General features: G+C 35.0%; 20 protein-coding genes and 1 tRNA gene. 6 read left to right on the forward strand and 15 right to left on the reverse strand.

What is annotated here, in order from left to right; genetic code table 11:
- Positions 1-5: 5 nt before the first annotated feature.
- From ABWU73_RS01750 to ABWU73_RS01760, 3 genes are all read right to left on the reverse strand, one after another.
- Positions 6-992: a polyprenyl synthetase family protein gene (locus ABWU73_RS01750; protein WP_265017748.1), complete on the reverse strand. Its 987-nt coding sequence runs from the start codon at positions 990-992 to the stop codon at positions 6-8.
- Positions 993-1,002: 10 nt separating this feature from the next.
- Complete coding sequence (gene rpsP, locus ABWU73_RS01755; protein WP_006279266.1) at positions 1,003-1,323, reverse strand: 30S ribosomal protein S16; 321 nt, start codon at positions 1,321-1,323, stop codon at positions 1,003-1,005.
- Positions 1,324-1,724: 401 nt separating this feature from the next.
- Positions 1,725-3,533 carry a peptidylprolyl isomerase gene (locus tag ABWU73_RS01760; RefSeq protein WP_264329660.1) on the reverse strand — a complete coding sequence of 603 codons (1,809 nt, stop codon included), beginning with the start codon at positions 3,531-3,533 and terminating at the stop codon, positions 1,725-1,727.
- 331 nt (positions 3,534-3,864) lie between these two features.
- On the opposite strand from ABWU73_RS01760, the gene ABWU73_RS01765 reads away from it, so the two are divergent.
- Both ABWU73_RS01765 and rho read left to right on the forward strand, forming a co-directional pair.
- Complete coding sequence (locus tag ABWU73_RS01765) at positions 3,865-4,467, forward strand: cell cycle transcriptional regulator TrcR (protein WP_010082495.1); 603 nt, start codon at positions 3,865-3,867, stop codon at positions 4,465-4,467.
- A gap of 199 nt (positions 4,468-4,666) precedes the next feature.
- Entirely contained in the window at positions 4,667-6,070 is a 1,404-nt protein-coding gene (gene rho, locus ABWU73_RS01770) for a transcription termination factor Rho (RefSeq protein ID WP_007549497.1), read from the forward strand.
- Between the two features lie 166 nt (positions 6,071-6,236).
- On the opposite strand, the gene ABWU73_RS01775 is transcribed toward rho, so the two are convergent.
- Positions 6,237-6,713 (reverse strand): RDD family protein, encoded by a 477-nt coding sequence (locus ABWU73_RS01775; protein WP_006279800.1) that lies wholly within the window; start codon positions 6,711-6,713, stop codon positions 6,237-6,239.
- A 22-nt stretch (positions 6,714-6,735) separates the two neighbouring features.
- Positions 6,736-7,272, reverse strand: a complete 537-nt coding sequence (locus tag ABWU73_RS01780; RefSeq protein WP_264329661.1) for an RDD family protein — start codon at positions 7,270-7,272, stop codon at positions 6,736-6,738.
- A gap of 145 nt (positions 7,273-7,417) precedes the next feature.
- Between ABWU73_RS01780 and icd the strand changes: the two genes are divergently transcribed.
- The 3 genes from icd to nth all read left to right on the forward strand — a co-directional run bounded on the left by icd (position 7,418) and on the right by nth (position 10,835).
- Entirely contained in the window at positions 7,418-8,836 is a 1,419-nt protein-coding gene (gene icd / locus ABWU73_RS01785) for an isocitrate dehydrogenase (RefSeq protein ID WP_010082497.1), read from the forward strand.
- Positions 8,837-8,918: 82 nt separating this feature from the next.
- Positions 8,919-10,175, forward strand: coding sequence for a molecular chaperone DnaJ (locus ABWU73_RS01790; protein ID WP_265017749.1), 1,257 nt, complete (start codon positions 8,919-8,921; stop codon positions 10,173-10,175).
- 21 nt (positions 10,176-10,196) lie between these two features.
- Complete coding sequence (gene nth, locus ABWU73_RS01795) at positions 10,197-10,835, forward strand: endonuclease III (RefSeq protein ID WP_209472633.1); 639 nt, start codon at positions 10,197-10,199, stop codon at positions 10,833-10,835.
- Between the two features lie 117 nt (positions 10,836-10,952).
- On the opposite strand, the gene dapE is transcribed toward nth, so the two are convergent.
- Complete coding sequence (gene dapE, locus ABWU73_RS01800) at positions 10,953-12,149, reverse strand: succinyl-diaminopimelate desuccinylase (RefSeq protein ID WP_010082500.1); 1,197 nt, start codon at positions 12,147-12,149, stop codon at positions 10,953-10,955.
- 42 nt (positions 12,150-12,191) lie between these two features.
- On the opposite strand from dapE, the gene ABWU73_RS01805 reads away from it, so the two are divergent.
- The gene (locus tag ABWU73_RS01805) at positions 12,192-13,448 is read left to right on the forward strand and encodes an iron-containing alcohol dehydrogenase (RefSeq protein ID WP_264329664.1); all 1,257 of its coding nucleotides are present in this window, start codon (positions 12,192-12,194) and stop codon (positions 13,446-13,448) included.
- Positions 13,449-13,618: 170 nt separating this feature from the next.
- On the opposite strand, the gene ABWU73_RS01810 is transcribed toward ABWU73_RS01805, so the two are convergent.
- The 9 genes from ABWU73_RS01810 to gltX all read right to left on the reverse strand — a co-directional run bounded on the left by ABWU73_RS01810 (position 13,619) and on the right by gltX (position 22,429).
- Positions 13,619-13,691, reverse strand: a tRNA-Met gene (locus ABWU73_RS01810).
- Positions 13,691-14,983 carry an adenylosuccinate lyase gene (gene purB, locus ABWU73_RS01815; protein ID WP_010962833.1) on the reverse strand — a complete coding sequence of 431 codons (1,293 nt, stop codon included), beginning with the start codon at positions 14,981-14,983 and terminating at the stop codon, positions 13,691-13,693. The genes ABWU73_RS01810 and purB overlap by 1 nt, the downstream gene beginning before the upstream one ends.
- The gene (locus ABWU73_RS01820; RefSeq protein ID WP_138344574.1) at positions 14,980-15,213 is read right to left on the reverse strand and encodes a hypothetical protein; all 234 of its coding nucleotides are present in this window, start codon (positions 15,211-15,213) and stop codon (positions 14,980-14,982) included. Before ABWU73_RS01820 ends, purB begins: the two co-directional genes overlap by 4 nt.
- Positions 15,210-15,443 carry a hypothetical protein gene (locus tag ABWU73_RS01825; RefSeq protein WP_182282649.1) on the reverse strand — a complete coding sequence of 78 codons (234 nt, stop codon included), beginning with the start codon at positions 15,441-15,443 and terminating at the stop codon, positions 15,210-15,212. The genes ABWU73_RS01820 and ABWU73_RS01825 overlap by 4 nt, the downstream gene beginning before the upstream one ends.
- Positions 15,444-15,449: 6 nt before the next feature.
- Complete coding sequence (gene rplI, locus ABWU73_RS01830; RefSeq protein ID WP_006279792.1) at positions 15,450-16,004, reverse strand: 50S ribosomal protein L9; 555 nt, start codon at positions 16,002-16,004, stop codon at positions 15,450-15,452.
- 7 nt (positions 16,005-16,011) lie between these two features.
- A complete protein-coding gene (rpsR, locus tag ABWU73_RS01835; RefSeq protein ID WP_007548890.1) occupies positions 16,012-16,287 on the reverse strand; it encodes a 30S ribosomal protein S18 in 276 nt (91 codons plus the stop codon).
- Entirely contained in the window at positions 16,287-17,060 is a 774-nt protein-coding gene (locus ABWU73_RS01840; RefSeq protein ID WP_010082465.1) for a 30S ribosomal protein S6, read from the reverse strand. Before ABWU73_RS01840 ends, rpsR begins: the two co-directional genes overlap by 1 nt.
- A gap of 48 nt (positions 17,061-17,108) precedes the next feature.
- The gene (dnaE, locus tag ABWU73_RS01845; RefSeq protein ID WP_341810304.1) at positions 17,109-20,438 is read right to left on the reverse strand and encodes a DNA polymerase III subunit alpha; all 3,330 of its coding nucleotides are present in this window, start codon (positions 20,436-20,438) and stop codon (positions 17,109-17,111) included.
- Between the two features lie 668 nt (positions 20,439-21,106).
- Complete coding sequence (gene gltX / locus ABWU73_RS01850) at positions 21,107-22,429, reverse strand: glutamate--tRNA ligase (RefSeq protein WP_253303429.1); 1,323 nt, start codon at positions 22,427-22,429, stop codon at positions 21,107-21,109.
- Between the last annotated feature and the right edge of the window lie 21 nt (positions 22,430-22,450).

Genomic DNA, 22,450 nt, shown 5'->3' on the forward strand with positions numbered 1-22,450 from the left:
GCCAGCTACATTCGTCTTTCTATGCTCGCATTTAAAAAGTTAATTAAAGTAGTTTTATAAAAAGAATCAGAAAAAGTACTAATATCATTTTGTGCCATATTAATGTAGTGTCTAGCTTTTTCCATAGAAAGCTGAATGGCATTATGGTGATTAATATAGTGTAATGCTTGGTCAAAATTGTGTCTAGCTGAAGAAAAGCATTTTTCCCAGAATTTTTGCTCTGCTGGACTGCCCTTTTCGTATGCTATAATAGCAGGTAAGGTGACTTTACCTTCGAAAAAGTCTTTTCCGACTTGCTTTCCAGAAGTGCCTTGATTAGCAGTATAATCGAGCATATCATCAACTATTTGAAATGCCATACCAAAATTAAAACCAAAATTCTTTAGCCTCTCTGTTTCGTCATTTGTTGCACCAGATACTGTTGATGCAGCTTCACAGCATGCAGAAAATAAAGATGCTGTCTTTTCTCCAATGATATCAAAATAATTTTCCCTGACTGTGTGGGGGTCAAAGCGTGCTGTCATCTGCTTTATTTCACCCTTCACAAGTAAATGCGATGCTTTAGATAAAATAGAGAGAATATTTAAATTTCCACACTCTATAAGCCATCTAAATGCTAGAGTCAACAATAGATCACCAACTAAAATGCTTGATTTATTTCCCCAAATCTTATTCGCTGTTTTAACTCCATGGCGTGCCTCACTTTCATCGAGCACATCATCATGAAGTAAAGTAGCATTGTGTATAAACTCTACCGATGCAGCAACGTTGATCCTATTCTCCCCAGAATAGTTTAGCATTTTACATATAATAAAAACTAGTTTAGGCCTTATTTTTTTTCCACCTGACCTAACAAGATGAGATATAATATCAGTAGCAAGCTTAACATCTTCATCATTGACATTTTTGAAGACAAAGTCATTCATAGCTGACAAATCAGAAGATACAATATCGTCTAATTTATCGCTGTTTGTTAAATCAGTATTTAGCATTTTAAGAGACTTATGCCTCTTGCCCTTGTGCTTTCTCGTTCTCTACTTTCTTCTTTTCTGTTTTCTTTGGTTCTGTTTCTAAAGTTACTATGCCTTTTTTGATAAACCACAGTACTCTTTCAGTTGCCTGCGCGCCTACACTTAGCCAATGTTTTAATCTATCAGCTTTCACCACAACACGATTTTTATTGTCTTTTGGTAACATTGGATCATATTGTCCTATTTTCTCAATAAAACGCCCATCTCTTGGTGCTCGTGAATCAGCTACAACTATCCTATAAAAAGGGCGTTTCTTTGCGCCAAACCTCGCCAACCTTATTTTAACTGCCATGTTAACCTTTATTCATATATTAGCCACAATTTTATACAATGAGCCGTTTTAAGTCAAATGAATTATACAACTTTTGCACCTTATAATATAATTACCAATAATGTAGGGCAGTGCCGGGCGCACAGCTATACGAACATTCATTTTTGAAGGTAAATTGCACAGCAAATGGTGTCATTCCAGTGCTTGACACTGGAATCCAGCCTTTTTTTAATCATTAAAACGTTGTATTTTAACATAAAACGGCTACTTTTATGCTTACCAACTTAATAAAATTCCTGGATCCCAGTGTCTGGGCACTGGGATGACATCCTTTCTAGTGAAGATTGCTCTCAAATCGCAATGTTCGTACAGTTGTGTGTCTGGGCACTGGAAGCGTTTGAAGCAACTTATAAGATTTTTGACTATATATCATCAAGTATAGCGTGATTAACTTCGACTTTATACTTTGATTCCAGATAGCTAATTAATTGCTCTTTTAGCGATATCATCACACGTTTTCCGGTGTCAAGCGTGTTTAATTTGCCATTTGATGAATGCATTTCTTTTAGAACACCTATTATAATTTCATTATTGTATTGAATAGGATCTGTCACTGAACCAGTTGTTTTCATATTGAAAATCTCTTCTACAAAAGAAAAGGGGTAGTTTTGTTGATCCACTTTATTGCGGTGCATCTGCTGACCTTTAACTAATTCCACACCTTGAATTTCTTCCAAATCTGTTTTTTCTCTTAGTTGAACTGCAACCTCTTGCCCGAATTTAAACATTCTTTCTTTTATAAACTCACTATGCCAAAGCTCTACCGCTAATGCCTTGCCTTCTTCAAAACTTTGCAATTTGGGTGGAAAGATATCGACGATTTTTACACTAACAACGGCGTCCCCAACGCCCTTAAAATAACCTTTCTGATCCTTTTCTCGCGAAAAAATGAAAGAAATCAAATCACCAGAATCTCCTACGTTATTACCGCTTTGATCTTTTCCACTCGCATCTACTGGACCAATAGTTTGTATAGGTAAATTATATTCACTCAATATTTCTTCAATTTCTGAACCATTGTATATCTTATAGTTCACTTGGTTTATGAAATCATTGACTCTTTCAAAAGACTTTTGGTTAGTTAGAACTGACTTTATGTCTTTTTTTAAATCAACTAAGTCTTCATCAGAGATTTGATGCGCACTTTCCACTTTTACTATGTGCCAACCAAAACTGCTTGCTAAAACTTCACTTACTTCACCTACTTTAAGAGCAAATACCTTCTCTCTCACGTCTTCTGGTAAAAAATCCTTAGTTATATTATTTACTCTAGTTTCCTCAAGTTTTGCTTTGCCAAACTCTTCTACTATCTGTTCAAAGCTTGTTTTACCCTCCTCAAATGCTCTTCTTGCTGTCTCAGCTTCTTCTTTGGTAGAAAATATTGCATTGAATATATCTCTTTGATTTTTAAGTTCTTGTTGTTCTATTATACCATCAACTTCTTCATCTGAGATCTTGATTTGATCTTCAAAATACTTTTGGCCTAGGGAAATATATTGCGCAGTTCGATACTCAGGATAATAAAAATGGGATTTATTTCTTTCGTACAAATCAAGTAAGGCTTGATCATCTGGTTCAGGAATGTTTGTAACTGCATCTTCAGTTATTTTAACAATATCAACTACTCTAGTTTGGTAGCGACTTTTGTATATCTGCTCATCAATTTTCTCGCCAAAAGTTACTGGATAATTATCTTTAAATAATGAAGTCATGAACATCATTGCAGGCAGGACTTTCTCTAGCTTTGCTATATACTCTTTCTCTGTCATATGCAGGTCATTTAGCGTTTCATAGAATTTATTTTTGTCAAATTCACCTTTATCATTTTGAAAGTATTTGGTGTTTTTAATATGGTTTTTTATAGATTCTTCTCCAACTGTCAACCCCAGCTCACTAGTTAGGTTAAACAATAGTTTTTGCTCTATAAGTGCGTTAAGCAAATCATATTTCAGCTTTTTTACTTGTTCTCTACTCGCATCAGATCCAGAAATTTGTTTTCCATAATTTTGATATAGCGACTTATACTCATCTGACGTTATAACTTCTTTTCCAACCCTAGCTACCTCTTCTTTTTCATCATCACCTGATAAAAGGTTGCCAATTCCCATGAAGATTAACAAGCAAGCTAAAAGGACAACGGTTACTTTAGTGAAAAAATTTTTAACATTCATTTTAAACCCAGTTAATTAATGATTAATTATAGAATAGTGATAATTTAATGCTTGTAAACCTGTTGCTTTATTAGCTAATATATATAATATTACAATATATTAACTTAAAATTTAACTCTCTAATCTTAAATAGGAACATATGTTTAACTGAGTTATACTATACCTTAGGAAGGGGAAATATTTTGTTTGAAATATGCTTAAAGGTAAGCGCATTTAATTAACTTAAGAGGTGGGAAGTGACAAACAAAAAGTTATTGAATGACAAAATTAATGCTTTTTTAGTTTTAATAGTTTATATTTTAGCTCTGTATAACAGTAAGGGATACTTTAAATGGGAGATGCTTTTTTGATGTCAATGGAATCTTCTAAGGGCAATAACGATAGAAATAAACAGTTTCTAGTGCAAATAGCTGCTTGGTTAGTAGACAACACTGGTTTAACTTTTAATCAAATAGCACAATGTTGCAGATTGGCCCTTGAAGAAGTACAAGACATAGCTGATGAGGAAATAGAAGTAGAAAAATATAACCCTATTATTTCTGGAATAATTACTGAAAAAGAAATCGATGATTGCAAAAAAAATCCAAATCGTGTACCAAATTTGATTATAAAAAATATAAAAAAAAGGAGTAAAGCGATTGGTAGCATTCTTGGCTTTGCCTCTACGGCAAGACGTAGAGATAAACCTGATGCGATTTATTATTTAGTAAAAAAATTTCCTATCTTGGACAATAACGTTATAGCTAAATTAATTAGTACAACAAATTACACAGTTGAGCAGGTAAGAGATGGATCTCATCATAACATGCAAAATATAAAACCCCAAGATCCTGTACTACTCGGCTTATGTAGTCAAGAAAATTTAGAAGCAGAAGTGGAAAAAGCAAAAGTAGAAGAGGAGAAGCAAGAAAGGTTAAAAAAATATAAAGAATAGCTATTGAAAATCCTCAAATTTTTGTGTTTTGTTAACATTAAATTAACTTGACTTGCTAGTGTTTATTAGTATAATGTAAGTAAAGTACGGGGTTTAATGATAATTAAGCTTAATACGCACTGAAACTAACTCAGCCTAATTTATTATCTTATAGTCACATTTTAGGTTAGTAAGCATCAATTAAAATTTTTGGAGGATTATGACAACAATCAATGAAGATGTTTTGGCAAAAGGAAAGGTTACAGCTCAACCTGAAAAAAGTGAGCAAATTTACAATAACGATACAGTAAAACAGATGGTCAATGAAGGTACTGAGAAAAACAGAAAAACATTAGATCTGAGCGAATTAAAAGAGAAAACAGCAGAAGAATTGTTAGAGTTAGCTGAAGAAAGAAAAATTTCAACTAACGGTAAAAGCAATGGTAGAATGCTAAAGCAGGAAATAATATTCAGCTTAATGAAAAAAATGAGTGAAGAAGGAGGCATAACCACAGGGAGTGGAATAGTGGAAATATTGCCTGATGGTTTTGGTTTCTTACGTTCAGCAAGTGCAAATTATGCCCCAAGTACCGATGATGTTTATATTTCTAACGGGCAAATAAAGAAGTTTAATTTACGTACAGGAGATATGGCATATGGAGAAATAAGGCCACCTGGTGATAAAGAGAGATATTTTACTTTAACTAAGGTTCAAAGTATAAACTCTACTGAAGTAAGTGAATTAAGAAAGTACGTCCATTTTGATAATTTGCTTCCTCTTTATCCTGAGGAAAGCATAGTACTTGAGTGTAATAATGGTGATGATAAAAAAGGCTTAAGCATGCGTGCTATAGATATAGTAGCTCCTCTTGGAAAAGGGCAAAGAGCGTTAGTAGTTGCTCCACCTCGCACAGGAAAAACTGTATTGCTTCAGCAAATGGCTAACTCTATAGCTATAAATCACCCTGAAGTAGAATTAATAGTGTTACTTATAGATGAAAGACCTGAAGAAGTAACAGATATGATACGTTCTGTAAAAGGTGAGGTAGTAAGTTCTACATTCGATGAGCCTGCTTACCGTCACGTACAGCTTGCTGAAATAGTAATAGAAAAAGCTAAAAGAATGGTTGAGCATAAAAAAGATGTGGTAATTCTACTTGACAATATTACTAGACTTGCACGTGCTTATAATGCGGTTATTCCTTCGTCTGGGAAAGTTCTAACTGGTGGTGTAGATTCAAACGCACTGCAGAGACCAAAACGCTTTTTTGGAGCAGCTCGTAATATTGAGAATGGGGGTTCTTTAACTATAATCGCCACAGCTCTTATAGAGACTGGTTCAAAAATGGATGAAGTTATTTTTGAAGAGTTTAAAGGTACAGGAAATGCTGAGATCATACTTGATAGAAAACTTTCTGATAAACGTATATTTCCAGCTATTGATATTACAAAATCCGGAACAAGGAAGGAAGAGCTATTAGTTGATAAGGCTATACTAAATAAAATATGGGTGGTGCGTAGGATACTCAATCCTATGGGACCCGTTGAAGCAATGGAATTTTTACGTGACAAACTACTTTTAACAAAGAGCAATGCTGACTTTTTTAACTCCATGAATCACTAAAAGTAAGCCAGTTATGATGGATATGCTGAGCAAAAAGTAAAACGCTCTTATAGCTAAAATAATTTGGATTTACCAAAATATATTTATAGTTAAGTTGGCAATTTACCTTAAGTTAGCGCGTGACACTGGAATGACACCCTTGGTGGCAGACAGCTAAAGGAAAATATCAACTAGGTTTATAATCTATCACTACCGTGTTTGCAATTTTGTCGTGAAAAGCTTGTTTATGTTCATCACCTACTGCACATACTAAAACTAAGATTAGTATAGCTAAGAATAAAATGGGATTACAAAGTGATATGCAATAAATTATAAAAAGAGCTATAGTCCTTTTCATTGCTTGCATTGTAGTGATTGACTCAAATGTATCTTTGTCTTTTACACGCATGCTAAATAACAAGTGTCCTGGAGTGCCGCCAAATTTTACTAGCATGAATATATGAAATATACATGGTATCATTAAAAATAAAGAAAATACAATCGTGGTGATTACAATTATTGCACCCATGATCCCTTGTATTGCGTGTGTAAGTGAGAAACCCACCGCCATTAAACCAAATGGTATTGCGATAAATAAAATACAATCAACTATAAATGCTAGAGTACGTCTTGTCATCGTTGAGTAGTTTACTTTTTTATCCATGTACTACCTATAAAGAAAAATATCAACTAGATTTATAGTCTATCACTACTGTTTTTGCAATTTTATCGTAAAAAGTCTGTTTGCGTTGATCAAATACTGCAAACAAAAATAAAATTAGCACAATTAAAAGATATGGAAAAGTATAACCATGATAATGCAGATGAAGCAAAAAGCGAAAAATAATCCAGATGCTTCCCTTAGAAATACATCTTATTGTTGCTTGCATAAGGGTAACATTTGTAAATGTATTAGCATCTTTAATATGCATACCACACAATAGTTTTCCTGGGGTACCACCAAGTTTTGTTACCATTAATATTTTGGATATTGTTAGTACTAATGTTGCGACCACTGTAGAAACTATAAATGGTATTTCTGTTGCTAGTTGTGCAAGTTCCTGAAAAGAGTCTTTATCTTGATCTTGTAATGATACGATGAATACACCATAGATAAAACCGAAGATAAAATGAGGGGAAAATATGATGAGGTCAAGTATTTCTGCTACAATACGCCTTGTAAATCCTACATAATTTACTTTAACATTTATTTCAGTATTCATAACCCCACCTATATTTCATAATATCATCATATGATATAAAAATACGTTATTAAATAACCGTAAATATACTAACTTGGGTAATATTAGCTACTTGTGCCACTCTATTATTTAAATTAATATTAAATCATTTATAACTAGGGAAGTTATGTCAACACTAATCACAGTTGCATATGGCGACGGTATCGGACCAGAAATCATGGAAGCGGTGCTGTCGATATTGCGCGAAGCAGAAGCGGAAATCTCAATAGATATTATTGAAATAGGGGAGCGTGTTTACAGTAAAGAATGGTCTCACGGAATTTCTCCAAGTGGTTGGGAATCAATTGAAAGGACAAAAATATTATTAAAATCTCCGACAACAACTCCTCAAGGTAAAGGGCACAAAAGCTTAAACGTTGCACTCAGAAAAAATCTAGGGTTGTATGCAAATATCAGACCATGCATTTCATATCATCCTGTTATAGAAAATAAATTCGATAAGTTTGATATCGTAGTGATACGTGAAAATGAAGAGGACGTTTACACCGGAATAGAGCATAGGCTCACTGGTGACTCTTACCAATGCACTAAAATTATTACTAGATCTGGCTCAGAGAAGATATGCAGGTACGCTTTTGAATATGCAAAAAAACACAACAGAAAAAAAGTAACTTGCCTGACTAAAGATAACATCATGAAAATGACTGACGGAACTTTCCATGCCGCGTTTGATCGCATTGCAAAGGAATACCCAGATATAAAGGCAGAACATTATATAGTTGATATTGGAATGGCGCGTGTTGCAACAGAACCGGAGAATTTTGATGTTATAGTAACCGAGAACTTATATGGCGACATATTATCAGATATAGTCGCACAAACCTCTGGATCTGTGGGGCTTGCCGGAAGTAGCAACATCGGGAATGAATACGCAATGTTTGAAGCAGTGCACGGTTCTGCCCCTGATATTGCAGGAAAAAACATAGCCAATCCTTCTGGTCTTTTAAATGCTGCAGTGCATATGCTAATTTACATAGGTCAAGTGGGTACTGCAAAACTAATCTACGATGCATGGCTCAAGACTTTGGAGGATGGAATACACACTGCCGATTTATATAAGGAGAAAAGAAGTAAACAGAAAGTTGGTACAAAAGAATTTGCAGAAGCTGTTATAGACAATCTAGGAAAAAAACCGAAAACATTATCTGAGCTTATAATTGGCAGTGATCCAAATAGTAAAGTGGATAAAATACAGGATAATTATGAACAGGATTATAAGATTAAAAAACTAGTGGGTAGCGATATAACGCTTGCCTGGAGTAAGCCGGCTGACTTTGACCAAATAGTGAAGTTGTTTGAAACAAGTAATCCGCAGATTATAGCAATATATTCAAAAGGCCTTGCGATTTGGCCAGGAAGTTCAAAGTCTTCAAGTGACCAAATAACCTGCAGGTTCATTGCAAATAATGAAATTACAAATAGTGATGTGAATAACTTGCTAATCAAATTTGAGGAACATAATTTTGATGTGGTGAGAATGGATAAGTTGTATTTGTATGATGGGAAAGAGGGTTTCTTCTCTTAGTGGTTGCTTGATATTTTTATGCTTGTGTGAAACATTAAATATATTATACTAATAGTATTGTGTATTTATGTGAGGTGTAGTAATGAGTCAACATTTTAAGTTAACTGGTCAGGAGTTTTATGATAATAATGATCTGTTTAACGTACTAGAGATAAAAGCTGAACAAATTGTAGGTAAGGATTATCAAGCTCTTAGCAAGTTTCTGAAAAAACAATATAATAAATTGATACTTGTAAACCATCCTGACAAAGGTGGAGACAAAAATAGATTTGATCAGATTTATAAAGCTTATCAAGAGCTAAAAAAGTACATTGAACCTTTAGAGTCAGGAAATCCTTGTGTTAAAGTCAGTGTTGGTGCTGAAAGTAATGGACGTTTAACAGCACGTGAATTTCATTATAGAAAGAAGCTGTTCGATACACTAGGGATTGGTGAAGAAGCTATAGGTAAAGATTTTGATGAATTGACTTCTATATTAAAAAAGAATGATAGTGCGTTTGAAGAGGATGTGGAATACTGTTTTTCAGGAGATATTTATGGCAGTTTTTTTAGGCCGTCAGACCCTGGCGAGCTTAATAAACGCTTATCAAAACCTAGTATACGGCTATTTCTTTATATTTCTCCTCTAAAGGAAAAAAAGAACCTAGTAGATGAGGATAAAAAAGAATTAGCGTTAAGATTTATAGAACGTAAAAATGCCTTACTATTTATTCGGACTCTTAGTGTTCTACCCTTAGGCCTGTTAACTACAGTTACTATAGGTTGCTATTTTTCATGGTGGATCATAGCATTTAACATCGCTATTAGTAGAGCCTTTGGTTTATTAGTGAATTATTATATGGAAAAGTATAAAAATTCAGAAATTTCCACTGATGAATTCATAAGTAAAATGAACTATATCGCGCTAGGCAGTAAGCTTCTTATCAACTATCCTTTAGCTGCTTTTTCTGTTTATCTACTTACAACAAATTTCATTGCTAATAGATTAACTGTTGGTGGAACCATACTTGGTTCACTATTGTTATTGGCAGTATTAATTGAAATGTTAGCTCCTGTTTTCTCAAAAGGCTGTGAAATATATGCTGAAAAGCACACAAAAGATTTACTAGAAGAGGATCCAAGAGATAGGGTACAAAAGGAAACTGACCTGTTAGGATGGTATGATCCACGAAAACTGTTAATGCCAATTGTTATGCCTCTTATTAAAAAGTGTTTTGCGGAAGTGGCAAGCGAATTTGCTGAGAGGAATTTTGATGAGGTAAAAACTGATATGTCTGATGTTAATGCTGAAGGACTATCTAAGCCTAAAGGAATTGAATTTGCACAGCAACCAGTGTAGTATAAGCTTTTAGCTCTATGCATGGACTCAAAAAAAGTAGAACTGATATTTGAAAAATTCAAGCAATCAAATCCTGCACCAAAAATAGAGCTGAATTATACCAATGATTTTACGTTATTAGTTGCGATAGTTCTATCAGCGCGAACAACTGATATAAGCGTTAATAAAATTACAAAGGAGCTATTTAGTATCACTGATACGCCAGAAAAAATGCTGAGTTTTGGGCAGAGTGAGCTAAGAAAATGCATAAGCAGTATTGGTTTATATAATTCCAAAGCAAAAAACATAATCGGGCTCAGCAAAATATTGATTGAGAGGTACAATAGCAAAGTGCCTACTGATTTCGATGATTTGGTGTCTTTGCCGGGAGTGGGAAGAAAGAGCGCTAATGTGTTCTTAAATTCGGGGCTTGGCATTCCAACATTGGCAGTTGATACTCACGTTTTTAGAGTGAGCAATAGAATCGGGCTTGTGAAAGAAAAAGATGTGTTTAAAACAGAACAATCTCTTTTAAATGTGGTTCCCAAAAAATACCTGCTTTATGCTCATCATTGGCTAGTTTTGCATGGTAGATATGTTTGCAAAGCACAGAAACCTTCGTGTGAAACGTGCATAATTCATGATTTATGTGAATTTGAGTGCAAAAGGTATAAAGTCTAGTATTTCTTTTTTTGTCATCCAAGTAGCTATAGAAACGAAAAAACTTACTTGACACATTTTGCTGGAATGATACAAGTTATTATTCAAACAACAGTTATGCAAGAGATCTGATTACATCTAAGCTAACAATGGACCACTAGATATATTACTAACTACGTTGACCTGATTCAATATTTTATTAGTGGGATTGAAATAATTTTCTATAAATTCCTTATATATAGCTGTTAACTTGTGTATATCGTTTACTGATACGCATTCGTTTATCTGATGTGCAGTTTTGTTGATTATACCAAATTCAATCACTGGACAAACATCTTTGATAAACGCAGCGTCAGATGTGCCACCACTTGTGCTAAGTATAGCATCAATGTTGGTAACCTTACTTATTGCATCAAGCATAATATCAGTATTTCTATCGGGAGTAGAGAGGAAAACGTCCCTGCTGCTATGCATAGAAAGTTTATAATCGTTAGTTACACTGGAGCATATTTCATCAATCAGCTTATATAAGCCACCCGGTGTTTGTTCATTGTTATATCGAATGTTAAAACGTGTAGTTGCTGAGCCAGGTATTAGATTGCTAGTATTATTTCCAACATCGATAGTAGTAACTTCGCAATGTGAAGGCTGAAAATATTTATTACCATGATCAAAAGTAGTATTTTTTACCTTACTCAATATCGATATTACCTTATATATTGGATTGTCTGCTAGGTCTGGGTAGGCAACGTGCCCTTGTTTTCCATGGCAAATTAATTCAAATGTTACAGAACCTCTTCTGCCTATTTTTATGGTATCACCTAATTTCTCACTACTGGTTGGTTCGCCAACCACACAAAAATCTATCTTTTTCTGCTTATTTTTCATCCATTCCAAAACTGCCTTTGTTCCATATTCTTCCATGCTTTCTTCAGCACTGGTAATCAATGCACTTATTGAACCATTGAACTGAAACTTCTCTGCAATCAAATTTACCATAGCAGCAATAAATGCAGCTACTCCGCTTTTCATATCAGCGGCCCCTCTTCCATATAGCATTCCATCCCTCACTTCTGGTTTAAATGGACCAAATGCCCAATCTTTTAACTGACCCGGTGGTACAACATCAACGTGCCCAGCAAAGCACAAATTTGGTACTCCATTTATATATTTCGCATAAAGATTTTTAACTTTATCACCAAATTCTAAAATCTCACAATCAAAGCCGCTCTTCTTGAAGATTGTTGCTATATACTCTATTGCCCCGCTGTCTTCTGGTGTTATACTCTCAAAAGAGATCAATTTCCTAGTTAGCTCTACAGGGTCAATTTTCATGTCAATCTTAAAATACTTATACTGCTATATTGTAAACACTCTATGCACTATTTAAAACAAATATTACATCAAACCGAACAAACTTTTCTAAGGGAAGTAATAACAGATTACCACCTTGCTGATGATATCTATGAAATATGCACACAACACGGAAATGACATCTTTCTAGTTGCAGATGAAAATACAGCAAAACTTTTAAACAAAAACGTATTTAATAAAATTTCTCATTTAATTATTCCAACCCCACCTGCCATTCCAGTGTCACGCGCTGGGATGACATCAAGTAGAGAAATGACACCAAGCAGAGCTGCCTCTCTTGAAACCGTAAATCTAGTGAGAAACAAAGTAAAAGACAGTGACTTAATAGTTGCATTTGGTAGCGGCACCGTTAACGATATCTGCAAATATGCAAGCTACCTCGAGAAAAAAGATTATATATCCTTTCCAACAGCCGCTTCTATGAATGGATATACATCCGCAAATGCTTCAATATTAGTAAATGGATATAAAAAATCGTTCAAAGCACATCTTCCAAGAGCAATATATATAGATATAGACATACTTGCCAATGCGCCACTGCGCCTCACATTAAGCGGATTTGCAGATTTCATTTGTCGTTCAACAGTTCAGGCTGACTGGCTACTATCTCATTTGTTGCTTAGCACAGAATACAATGAATTACCTTTTACACTTGTTCGCGATTTGGAGCAAATTTTGCTAAGAGAGTATACGGCGCTTACTAAAAGAAGTAGAAAAGTGGTCCTATTACTTATGGAAGTTCTACTAATTTCAGGACTTGGAATGGTAATATCAAAAGGCAGCTATTCTGCAAGCCAAGGAGAGCATATGATAGCTCACGCAATGGAAATGGTAACAAGAGATCATTCCTTACTACATGGCGAAAAAATTGCTGTTACGACGATTACCATGGCTAATTTGCAGGAAAAGATATTATCAATACAAAACCCGATTATCAAACCGACCACTTTAGATGTAAAACATATAACTCAGTGCTTTGATAATATCGAATTTGTAAGAACTTTTGAACAGAAGCAAATTATGCAGCAAAAAATCCAAGAGATTATTTGTAAAGAATGGCATAATATTTCCAGTTTAATTAAGCAAAATTTACTACCTGCAAAACACCTGCAAAAAATATTTGAAGATCTATCAATTCCACACTTACCAGAGCACCTCAGTTGGAATAAAGAACAATATTGTAAAGTGGTCGATCTTGCGTTTACAACAAGAGATAGATTCACCTTTCTTGACTTAGCTAACTGCATAGAAGAAAGTTAAGTTTTGTAGTGAAATTCTGTCATTTAAAGAGATCATAGGCCAAAAGCTAAACCCTTTTCACAATCTCTTATCCATTGTCTCCTCACCTGAGTGGATATACAACTCATTCCAAGTAACTGACACTGGGTTTCACCAATAGCACTGCTTTGCTAAACATAGTTTAGTTCGAGTGGCTGAGGAGGGACTTGAACCCCCGACCAAGAGATTATGATCCTCCTGCTCTACCAACTGAGCTACTCAGCCTAATTAAAAACCTTATTATACACACGATCTATATGTTTCGTATAATACTTCAAATCAAACAAAGATTCAAGTTTTTCCGAGTTAATAACCTTAAGTAAGGGTTTATCTTGTTTCAATTCGGCCAGAAAATCACTGTTGTTTTGTTTCACTTTCATTGCATTGCTCTGAACAATTTTATACGCCTCTTCCCTCGCCAAACCACTATTTACTAACTCAAGCAATACACGCTGTGAGAAAACTAAACCTTTTGAAGAATTTAAGTTCTTTTCAATGTTTTCCTTATTGATCACCAATTTATCTATCAAATCTGTTAATCGCACTAAAGCAAAATCCATTGTTATACAAGCATCAGGAGCAATGCATCTTTCCACAGACGAGTGTGATATATCACGTTCGTGCCACAATGCAACATTTTCTAACGCAGGAAAAACATAACTGCGTATTAAACGTGAGAGTCCAGTCAGATTTTCACTTAAAATAGGATTACATTTGTGTGGCATAGCAGAGCTTCCCTTCTGCCCAGTGGAAAAATGCTCAGAAATTTCGCCGATTTCAGTTCTTTGCAAATGACGAATTTCAACAGCAACATTTTCTATTGAACTTGCAATTACTCCCAAAACTGAAAAGAACATGGCATGTCTATCACGAGGAATGATTTGAGATGATATGGTTTCAGGTATGAGTCCCATTTCTTTCGCTACATATTCTTCAACAAACGGATCAACATTTGCAAAATTGCCTACTGCACCTGATATTTTACAAATTGAGATCTCTTTTTGCGCGCTAATTAATCTCTGATAATTGCGTTTAAATTCAGCATAAAATCTGGCAAATTTTATTCCAAGAGTTGTTGGTTCTGCATGCATTCCGTGACTGCGTCCAACACAAACAATATCTTTATAGTCCTCAGCTTTTTTTTTCAATGCTGCAAGTAAATTTTTTAGATTCTCGAGCAAAATATCACAGGACTCTTTCAGTTGCACCGCAAGGCATGTATCCAAAACATCAGAACTTGTCATTCCATAATGAAGATAACGAACATCAACTCCCGCTTTTTTAGCAATATATGTCAGAAAAGCTATAACATCATGTTTTACAATGGATTCAATTTCGTTGATACATTCAACATCAAATTCAATAGCACCAGAGAGGTTCTCAGCAATATTATTCGGAATCACTCCTAACTTTGCTTGAGCTTCACACGCTAATTTTTCTATTTTAAGCCATATATTAAATTTATTATTTTCCTCCCAAATGGAAGACATTTCTTTTCTGCTATAGCGGGGAATCATTTTTGATTTATTCCAATAATGGTGTCATTCCAGTGCGTGACACTGGAATCCAGATATAAAAGTATTTGCAAATTATTCAATGGACAACGGATTCTAGAAGCATAAAATAATGTCCATGATGAAATAAACTGGATCCCAGTGTCACGCACTGGGATGACATGAGGGAAGCACTGGGATGACACCAGCTTAGCCATGGCAGAAATTTCTTTACGGCTATAGCGTGGGATCATTTTTGATTTACTCCAATAATGGTGTCATTCCAGTGCGTGACACTGGAATCCAGGTATAAAAGTATTTGCAAATTATTCAATGGACAACGGATTCTAGAAGCATAAAATAATGTCCATGATGAAATAAACTGGATCCCAGTGTCACGCACTGGGATGACATGAGGGAAGCACTGGGATGACACCAGCTTAGCCATGGCAGACATTTCTTTACGACTATAACAAGGGATCATCTTTGATCAGCTATCATCACCATCAGTAGCTTCTTTATTCGCATCTTGCTCTGCCTCTTGTTGCTCAGACTTCTGATTTTGCAATTTTACTTGCCTTAGCTCATTTGCATCTGTTTCGGATTTCACGACGTATATAGTAATTGGTACTACTACTTCACTATGTAATTCTACGTTTACTTGGTATTCACCCAAGTTTTTGATGCTTACTCCACCAAAAGATAAACTACGGTGATCTATCACATGTCCTTCTTGTAGTAAAATTTTCGCAATTTCACGTGTTGTTACAGAACCAAAAATTTTACCATCCTCTGAAGCTTGCTTTATTAATACCACAAACTTATCATGTAGTGACAACGCAAGCTCTTTTGCTACATTTAATCTTTTTATATTCTCTTCTTCCAGTAATAAACGTTGCTCCTCTAGCTTTGTTAAATTTTCCTTGGTAGCTTTCACCGCTTTTCTTTGTGGAAAAAGAAAATTACGTGCATAACCTGGTTTAACTTTGACAACTTCACCAAGCTTACCTAAAGTCCTTATATTTTCCTTTAAAATTATCAACATAAATTACCTAAACTTTTTTAGTACAGTAAGGAATAAGAGCTAAAAAACGTGCCCTTATGATCGCTAAGCGTAACTTCCTTTGTTTTTTTGCACATACGCCTGTTAATCTTCTAGGTAATATCCTACCATAGTCAGAGGTAAACTTGGATAATAAATCTATATTCTTATAATCTATGTCTTCATCTTTAGACGCAGCAAGAGGGCAAACTTTAGAACGCCTAAAGCCAGTCCTATTATTTACAGATACGTAAGAATTATTAAAACTATTTCGTCTTTTCATCATTATGCGCTTTGCTCCTCAATTTGTTTATTCATCATATGAGATTTACCTTCAAAAATTTTATCAACCTGCACAGGAAAGTGGCGAATAACGTTCTCATTAAGTTTCATTCTACGCATAAATTCATCCAGAATGCTTGCAGTAGAACTTATGCACATTATACAATAATGACCGCTCTTCATTTTATTTTTGTGATATGCAAAATCCAAAAGACCCCAATGTTCATACTTGATTAATCCTGATGCTTCAATGTTTTTCAAAAGCATTTCCAACGCTTTGCTCGATTGAGTTGGACCGTTTATTCTAAAATCTTTCAAAATATCTTGAAAAATCTTTATTAGATGTTCTGAAATATTTCTCTTCAAAGCATTTACTGCGTTATGGATAAACGCACTTTTAGTACTGCCTCCTAGAAATTTTGTAAAATCTTGCGTTATTCCTAAATCTTTTAGGTCATCTTTCAACTCTTTATCGATTTTTGACTTCACTTCTTTCAAATTTGAAAGATCTTCTTCTAATTCAACCCATAAAATTTTTGTAAGATCTTCCAAGAAGTCAGAGTAAGCAACTAGACTTTCTTTAATGTCCTCAGCACGCACTTCTAACTCTTGTTTTGTAAGCTTGTCATTTCCTTTTTTCAGAATATCCCTGATTTGCTGGAACATAATATCTGCTTTAATATTTTTCAATGAAACAGCTAGCTCTTGGACCATCTCCTCTACTTCTTGCTGTAACAATCCTTGTTGTGCTATAAAAGTAAATTCATAAAGATTCACTATATCTTCCTTTAATACCGATTAAATATTTCATTATATAAAGCTTTTTTATATAAGCAAGTTATTTGTATTAATTTCTACGCCTTTAATCCAGCTTAAATTAGATATTTCATAAATTACTTGAGGAGCAATTGAGTATGCACCTGGTAATAAGATGCTCACTTTATGTTTTTCGAGAAGAAGTTTTAGCATTATTTTGGTTCTGCCTTCATCTTTCAATATTGTGTTTAATTCCATAGCGGCTTTTTGCGAATCCGTGCACTCAGTGGTGAGAACTAATTCTTTTATTGTAGAAGTGACTCTTTTTGTAAACTCAGATATATCCTTGCCTGCTAATCTTGTTGTATTTTCCGAAGCTTCAAGATCAATTATCACAAATGTTCCTGGTGAAAATAAATCTCTTTTTTCTTCTATTATTTCATTATTATAGAATGCTATTTCAGAAACGTTATGGGGATCAGAAAGTGTGAGGATAACAAACCTTCCACGCTCTGAAGTTCTCATACGTGCATTTAATATTACCCCAGCAGTTTTTGCTGTTCTATTTTCTCCGATAAACCCAATATTTAACTTTTCCAGAAGAGTTCTAAATTTTTCAAGCGGATGATTAGTTAAATAAAATCCTAGTGAAAATAACTCATGTTCTAATTTTTCCTCTTCATCAAAATCTTCCACATTCTCAAGTTTCGGTTTGAGGACATCAAGACTACCAAACAAAGCAGCTTGACTTGATTCTCTATCCTGTTTGTTTTTATTTGCAAAGTAAATCAGCGTGTCCATTGACTCATATAGCTGCTTTCTGTTCTTATGCACGCTATCGAATGCTCCGGATTTAATCAGGCTTTCTAGCGCTCTCTTATTTATTATATGACCTGAATTTTGAATGAATTCCCATATGTCCTTACAAGCGCTTGAACGTACGTTCACTATTCCTTCCGCTATAGAAAAACCAACATTCCTCAAGGCAGCAATACCATAACGTATGCGTTCATCCTCTATTGAGAATTCAGCTTGAGACTTGTTTATATCAGGTGAAAGAACGGTAACGCCACTAAACTTTGCTGCATGATAAAATAAATTCAGTTTATCTCTATCATCAATATTCAGATTCATTAGTGCTGTAAAAAATTCTAATGGATAATTAGCTTTAAGGTAAGCCGTTTGATAAGATATCACCGCATATGCTGCAGCATGAGATTTATTGAACCCATAACCAGCAAATTTTGCAACAAGGTCAAAGATATAACTTGCCCTGTCATAATCAACGCCATTTTTTGTTGCCCCTTGGACAAAAAGTTCACGTTGTTTATCCATCTCTGCCTTAATTTTCTTACCCATGGCACGTCTTAGCAAATCTGCTTCTGCGAGACTATATCCAGAGAGAATACGCGCTATTTCCATCACTTGTTCTTGGTAAATTATTACCCCAAATGTCTCTTTTAATACTTCCTCAAGTAACGGATGAATATAATCTGGCTTTTCAAGGCCATGCTTTCTTGCAACATAAGTTGGAATGTTATCCATAGGTCCTGGACGATAAAGGGAAATTAAAGCGATAATATCTTCAATGCAGTCCGGTTTTAGTTTAATTAAAGCTTCTCTCATTCCCGAACTTTCAAGCTGAAACACTCCAATTGAATCACCGCTTGAGAGCATCTCATAGGTTTTTTGATCATTCAAAGGAACTGAAGAAATATCGATCTTTTTTTCATCACGATTAATTAAACGACACACATGATCTATTAGCGTTAGCGTACCAAGTCCAAGAAAATCAAATTTTATTAGCCCAGCTTTCTCCACATATTTCATGCTGTATTGAGTGATTGGCAGAGCCGAATTTGGATCGTAGTACACAGGAACAAAATTTTCCAACTTTTGATCACATATTACAATTCCAGCAGCATGAGTTGAAACGTGACGATATATTCCTTCGAGCCTTAGCGATATATCAAGAAGCTTTGCAATTACCTCATCACTATCCCGCTCTTTCTGCAGGTTTTGATCAAACTCTATCGCTTGTGATAAAGTTACAGGATTTACTGGATTAAATGGAACCATTTTAGATATTTTATCCACTTGAGAGTAAGGCATTTGCAATACTCTACCAACATCACGCAATACTGCCCTTGCTTGCAATTTTCCAAAAGTGATTATTTGAGCAACATAACCGTACTTTTTCTGAACATAATCAATAACCAGGTCCCTTTTCTCTTGGCAGAAATCGATATCAAAGTCAGGCATCGATACACGATCAGGATTCAAAAATCTTTCAAATATTAGGCCAAACTTTATTGGATCAAGGTCTGTAATCTGCAAGCCCCAAGCAACAATTGATCCAGCACCAGAGCCTCTTCCTGGACCAACTGGAATGCCATTTGCTTTGCTCCAACGAATGAAATCAGAAACTATCAAAAAGTAGCCAGCGTAGTTCATCGAAGTTATCACACTCAGTTCGTAATTCAGCCGATCGTAGTATTGTTTAAGGTCTATGTCTGTCTCATTCGCAATACGGAATTCTAATCCTGCAACTGCCTGCTCCCTCAGTTCTTCATTCTCAGTTTTATTTTCTCGACAAGGAAATTTAGGCAAAATAGGCTGCCTGCTTCTTGGCATGTAAGAGCACCGCTTAGCTATCACTAAAGTGTTATGAATTGCTTCGGGAATGTCGCTGAACAGCTCCTCCATTTCTGCCACAGACTTGAAGTAATGCTCGGTAGTTAACTTCTTTCTGTTATTCTCCAGGGCATAACTCCCCTCCGATATACACGTTAATATATCATAAGCCTCATAGTCAGACCTATTTGGAAAAAACACATCGTTCGTTGCAACTAGTGGTATATTGCGCTGATAAGCAAAGTCTATCAAAGCTTCTTCAAGCTCTAGCTCTTTATTCAGCCCATGACGCTGCAATTCAACATATAAATGACCATTGAATGCTGAAAGCAGTTTTTCAACCGTTTCTTTATCTTGCCCCAACAATGGTTGAGCCAAACATCCACCGGTTAAAGCGATCAGACCCGTACTTAAATTCAATAGCTCATCAAAATCAACGTAAGGAATATCGCTGTTATTCTTGCGCTTTCTAAAAGACTCACTCACCAAAGTGACTAAATTAGTGTACCCTTGCTCATTTTTTGCAAGCAATAATATAGGTAAATTTTGTTCTGAATGTTTAACTATAATATTGCATCCTATTATTAGCTGTATTCCCCTACTTGCCGCATATTCTGCAAACTCAAGTGAACCAAATAAATTACCTGAATCAGTAATTGCAACCGCTGGCATTTTATTTCGCAAACAAAGGCCGATCAGCTCCTCAATTTTAACCGAGCTTTCAAGCAGCGAATAAACACTATGAACACGTAAGTGTATGAACATAAGAAACTTTAGATCAACAAAAAAGGATAACATTAATTTACTCATGAGAACATAATTTTCATGAGAACAAAAGCCTATAAAATTCTAAAATTAAAATACAAAAACTTACTTGACAAACTCCGCCAGCCCCCTTATCATGAAACTGAAGCTATTGTATTTGCTTTCGCCAATCTGCAGATTAAAAGGTAAGGATTACTTAATGTATCGGCGTCTTATGTTCAATTTTTTGCAGTATATAGATACTGTATGTCTTTACAAAACTTCATCTACATCTAGATTTTTATCTAAATAAGCTGAACGCGCTTATAAAGCGTTACAAGACATCAAAAAATGCCAATACTCGACAGAGATAGTAAAAGACTAGCTAACTCGGGGATTCTTTGTCTTTTTTTCTGCTTAGTAAATTTCTTAAACATTTGCAGCGTAGGTTAGTTGCAATTAAAAGCGGCTGAATCTCGCTTGTCAAGCGTTTAAAACATAAAAAACGCCAATATTTTAAAGCGGATAATAACCACGGGGCTTCTTTTGCCTTTTTTTTCATTTGGTAAATTTCTTAATGTTTATGGCTAAACGACAACCGTCATCCCGCTGCTTGTTAGCGGCTAAGAGATACCGCGAATGAATCGCGGTATGACGTAGGGATTGCATTAGCTATAATTCTTTAGTTTTCACTTTTCTTTTAACCTTGCAATGATATTTTCTTTGCCGATAAAAATTAATAATTTAGCGAGCTCTGGTCCTGTTTCTGTTCCTGTTAAAGCTAAGCGCAACTGCATAAATAGGTCTTTTGCCTTTATATCTACTGTGTGCCGAATAGTTGTGACCCACTCTGATAATGTGTTTTCATTATAATCGTCTTGAGGCAATGTATTGAGCGCGATTTTTATAAGCTCCTTATCAAGAATCACAGGCTCTATATCGGATTTGCATATTTTCCACCACTTGGCCACCTCAGAAAACCTTTCTATATTGTTCTTTATAAAATACCAAAACTCTGAGGAGTCCACTCCAATTTGATTTAAACGTTCTTGTATAATTTCAAATGGCATTTGTTGCAGCACTTTGCTATTTAGCTTGTATGCTTCACTCAAGCTAAATTGCGTACATGCTGAGCTAAATTTTTTAATGTCAAATGAATCAATCAAAGATTGCATACAGGCGCAAGCTTCAATTGGATTGGATGTTCCAAGCTTCACTAAATAACTAACTAGTGCCATCGGTTCAATTTCATCTTCTTTTATAGATTTAATGTCCAGCACGCCGGTTCGCTTGGATATTTTGCTATCATCAAAATGTAGCAGAGAAAGGTGAGCAAATGTAGGGATTTTCGCTTTTAATGCTTTAATCATTTGGATTTGCACTGCGGTATTAGTTACATGATCTTCCCCGCGTACAATATGAGTTACATTAAAGTCAACATCATCAGTAACAGAAGGTAACATGTATGTGTAAATTCCATCTTCTCTTTTTACCACAGGATCGCTGATGTGACTTGTTGCAATATTTATTTCACCTTTAACTTCATCATTCCATTTAACAACTTCATTTCTATCCAACTTAAATCTAAAATGTGGTCTTCTTCCTTCTTGCTCATAACTAATTTTCTCTTGCTCAGTTAGAAGTAACGCGCTTCTGTCATATACAGGGGGAAGTCCTTGTTTTAACTGCAATTTTCGTTTAATGTCTAACTCTTCTCTTGTTTCATAGCATGCATAAATATGCCCTTCTTTTATTAACTGCAAAAACACCTCATTGTAACGCTCAAAGCGCTCTGATTGCTTGAAACTTGCATCCCAATTGATACCAATCCATTTCAAATCTTGTATGATATCATTTATATATTTGACATCTGAACGCTGAAGGTCAGTATCATCAAAACGGAGTAAAAATTTTCCATTTTGATTGCGTGTGTACATCCAACAAACCAAGGCAGTTCGTACGTTTCCTACGTGGAGGTAGCCAGTTGGGCTTGGAGCGAATCTTGTTAGCATTTAAATAGCAATATTGTTTAC

Origin of the sequence: Wolbachia endosymbiont (group A) of Andrena helvola (assembly GCF_964028415.1) — a bacterium.
In the GTDB taxonomy this organism is placed as follows: domain Bacteria; phylum Pseudomonadota; class Alphaproteobacteria; order Rickettsiales; family Anaplasmataceae; genus Wolbachia; species Wolbachia pipientis.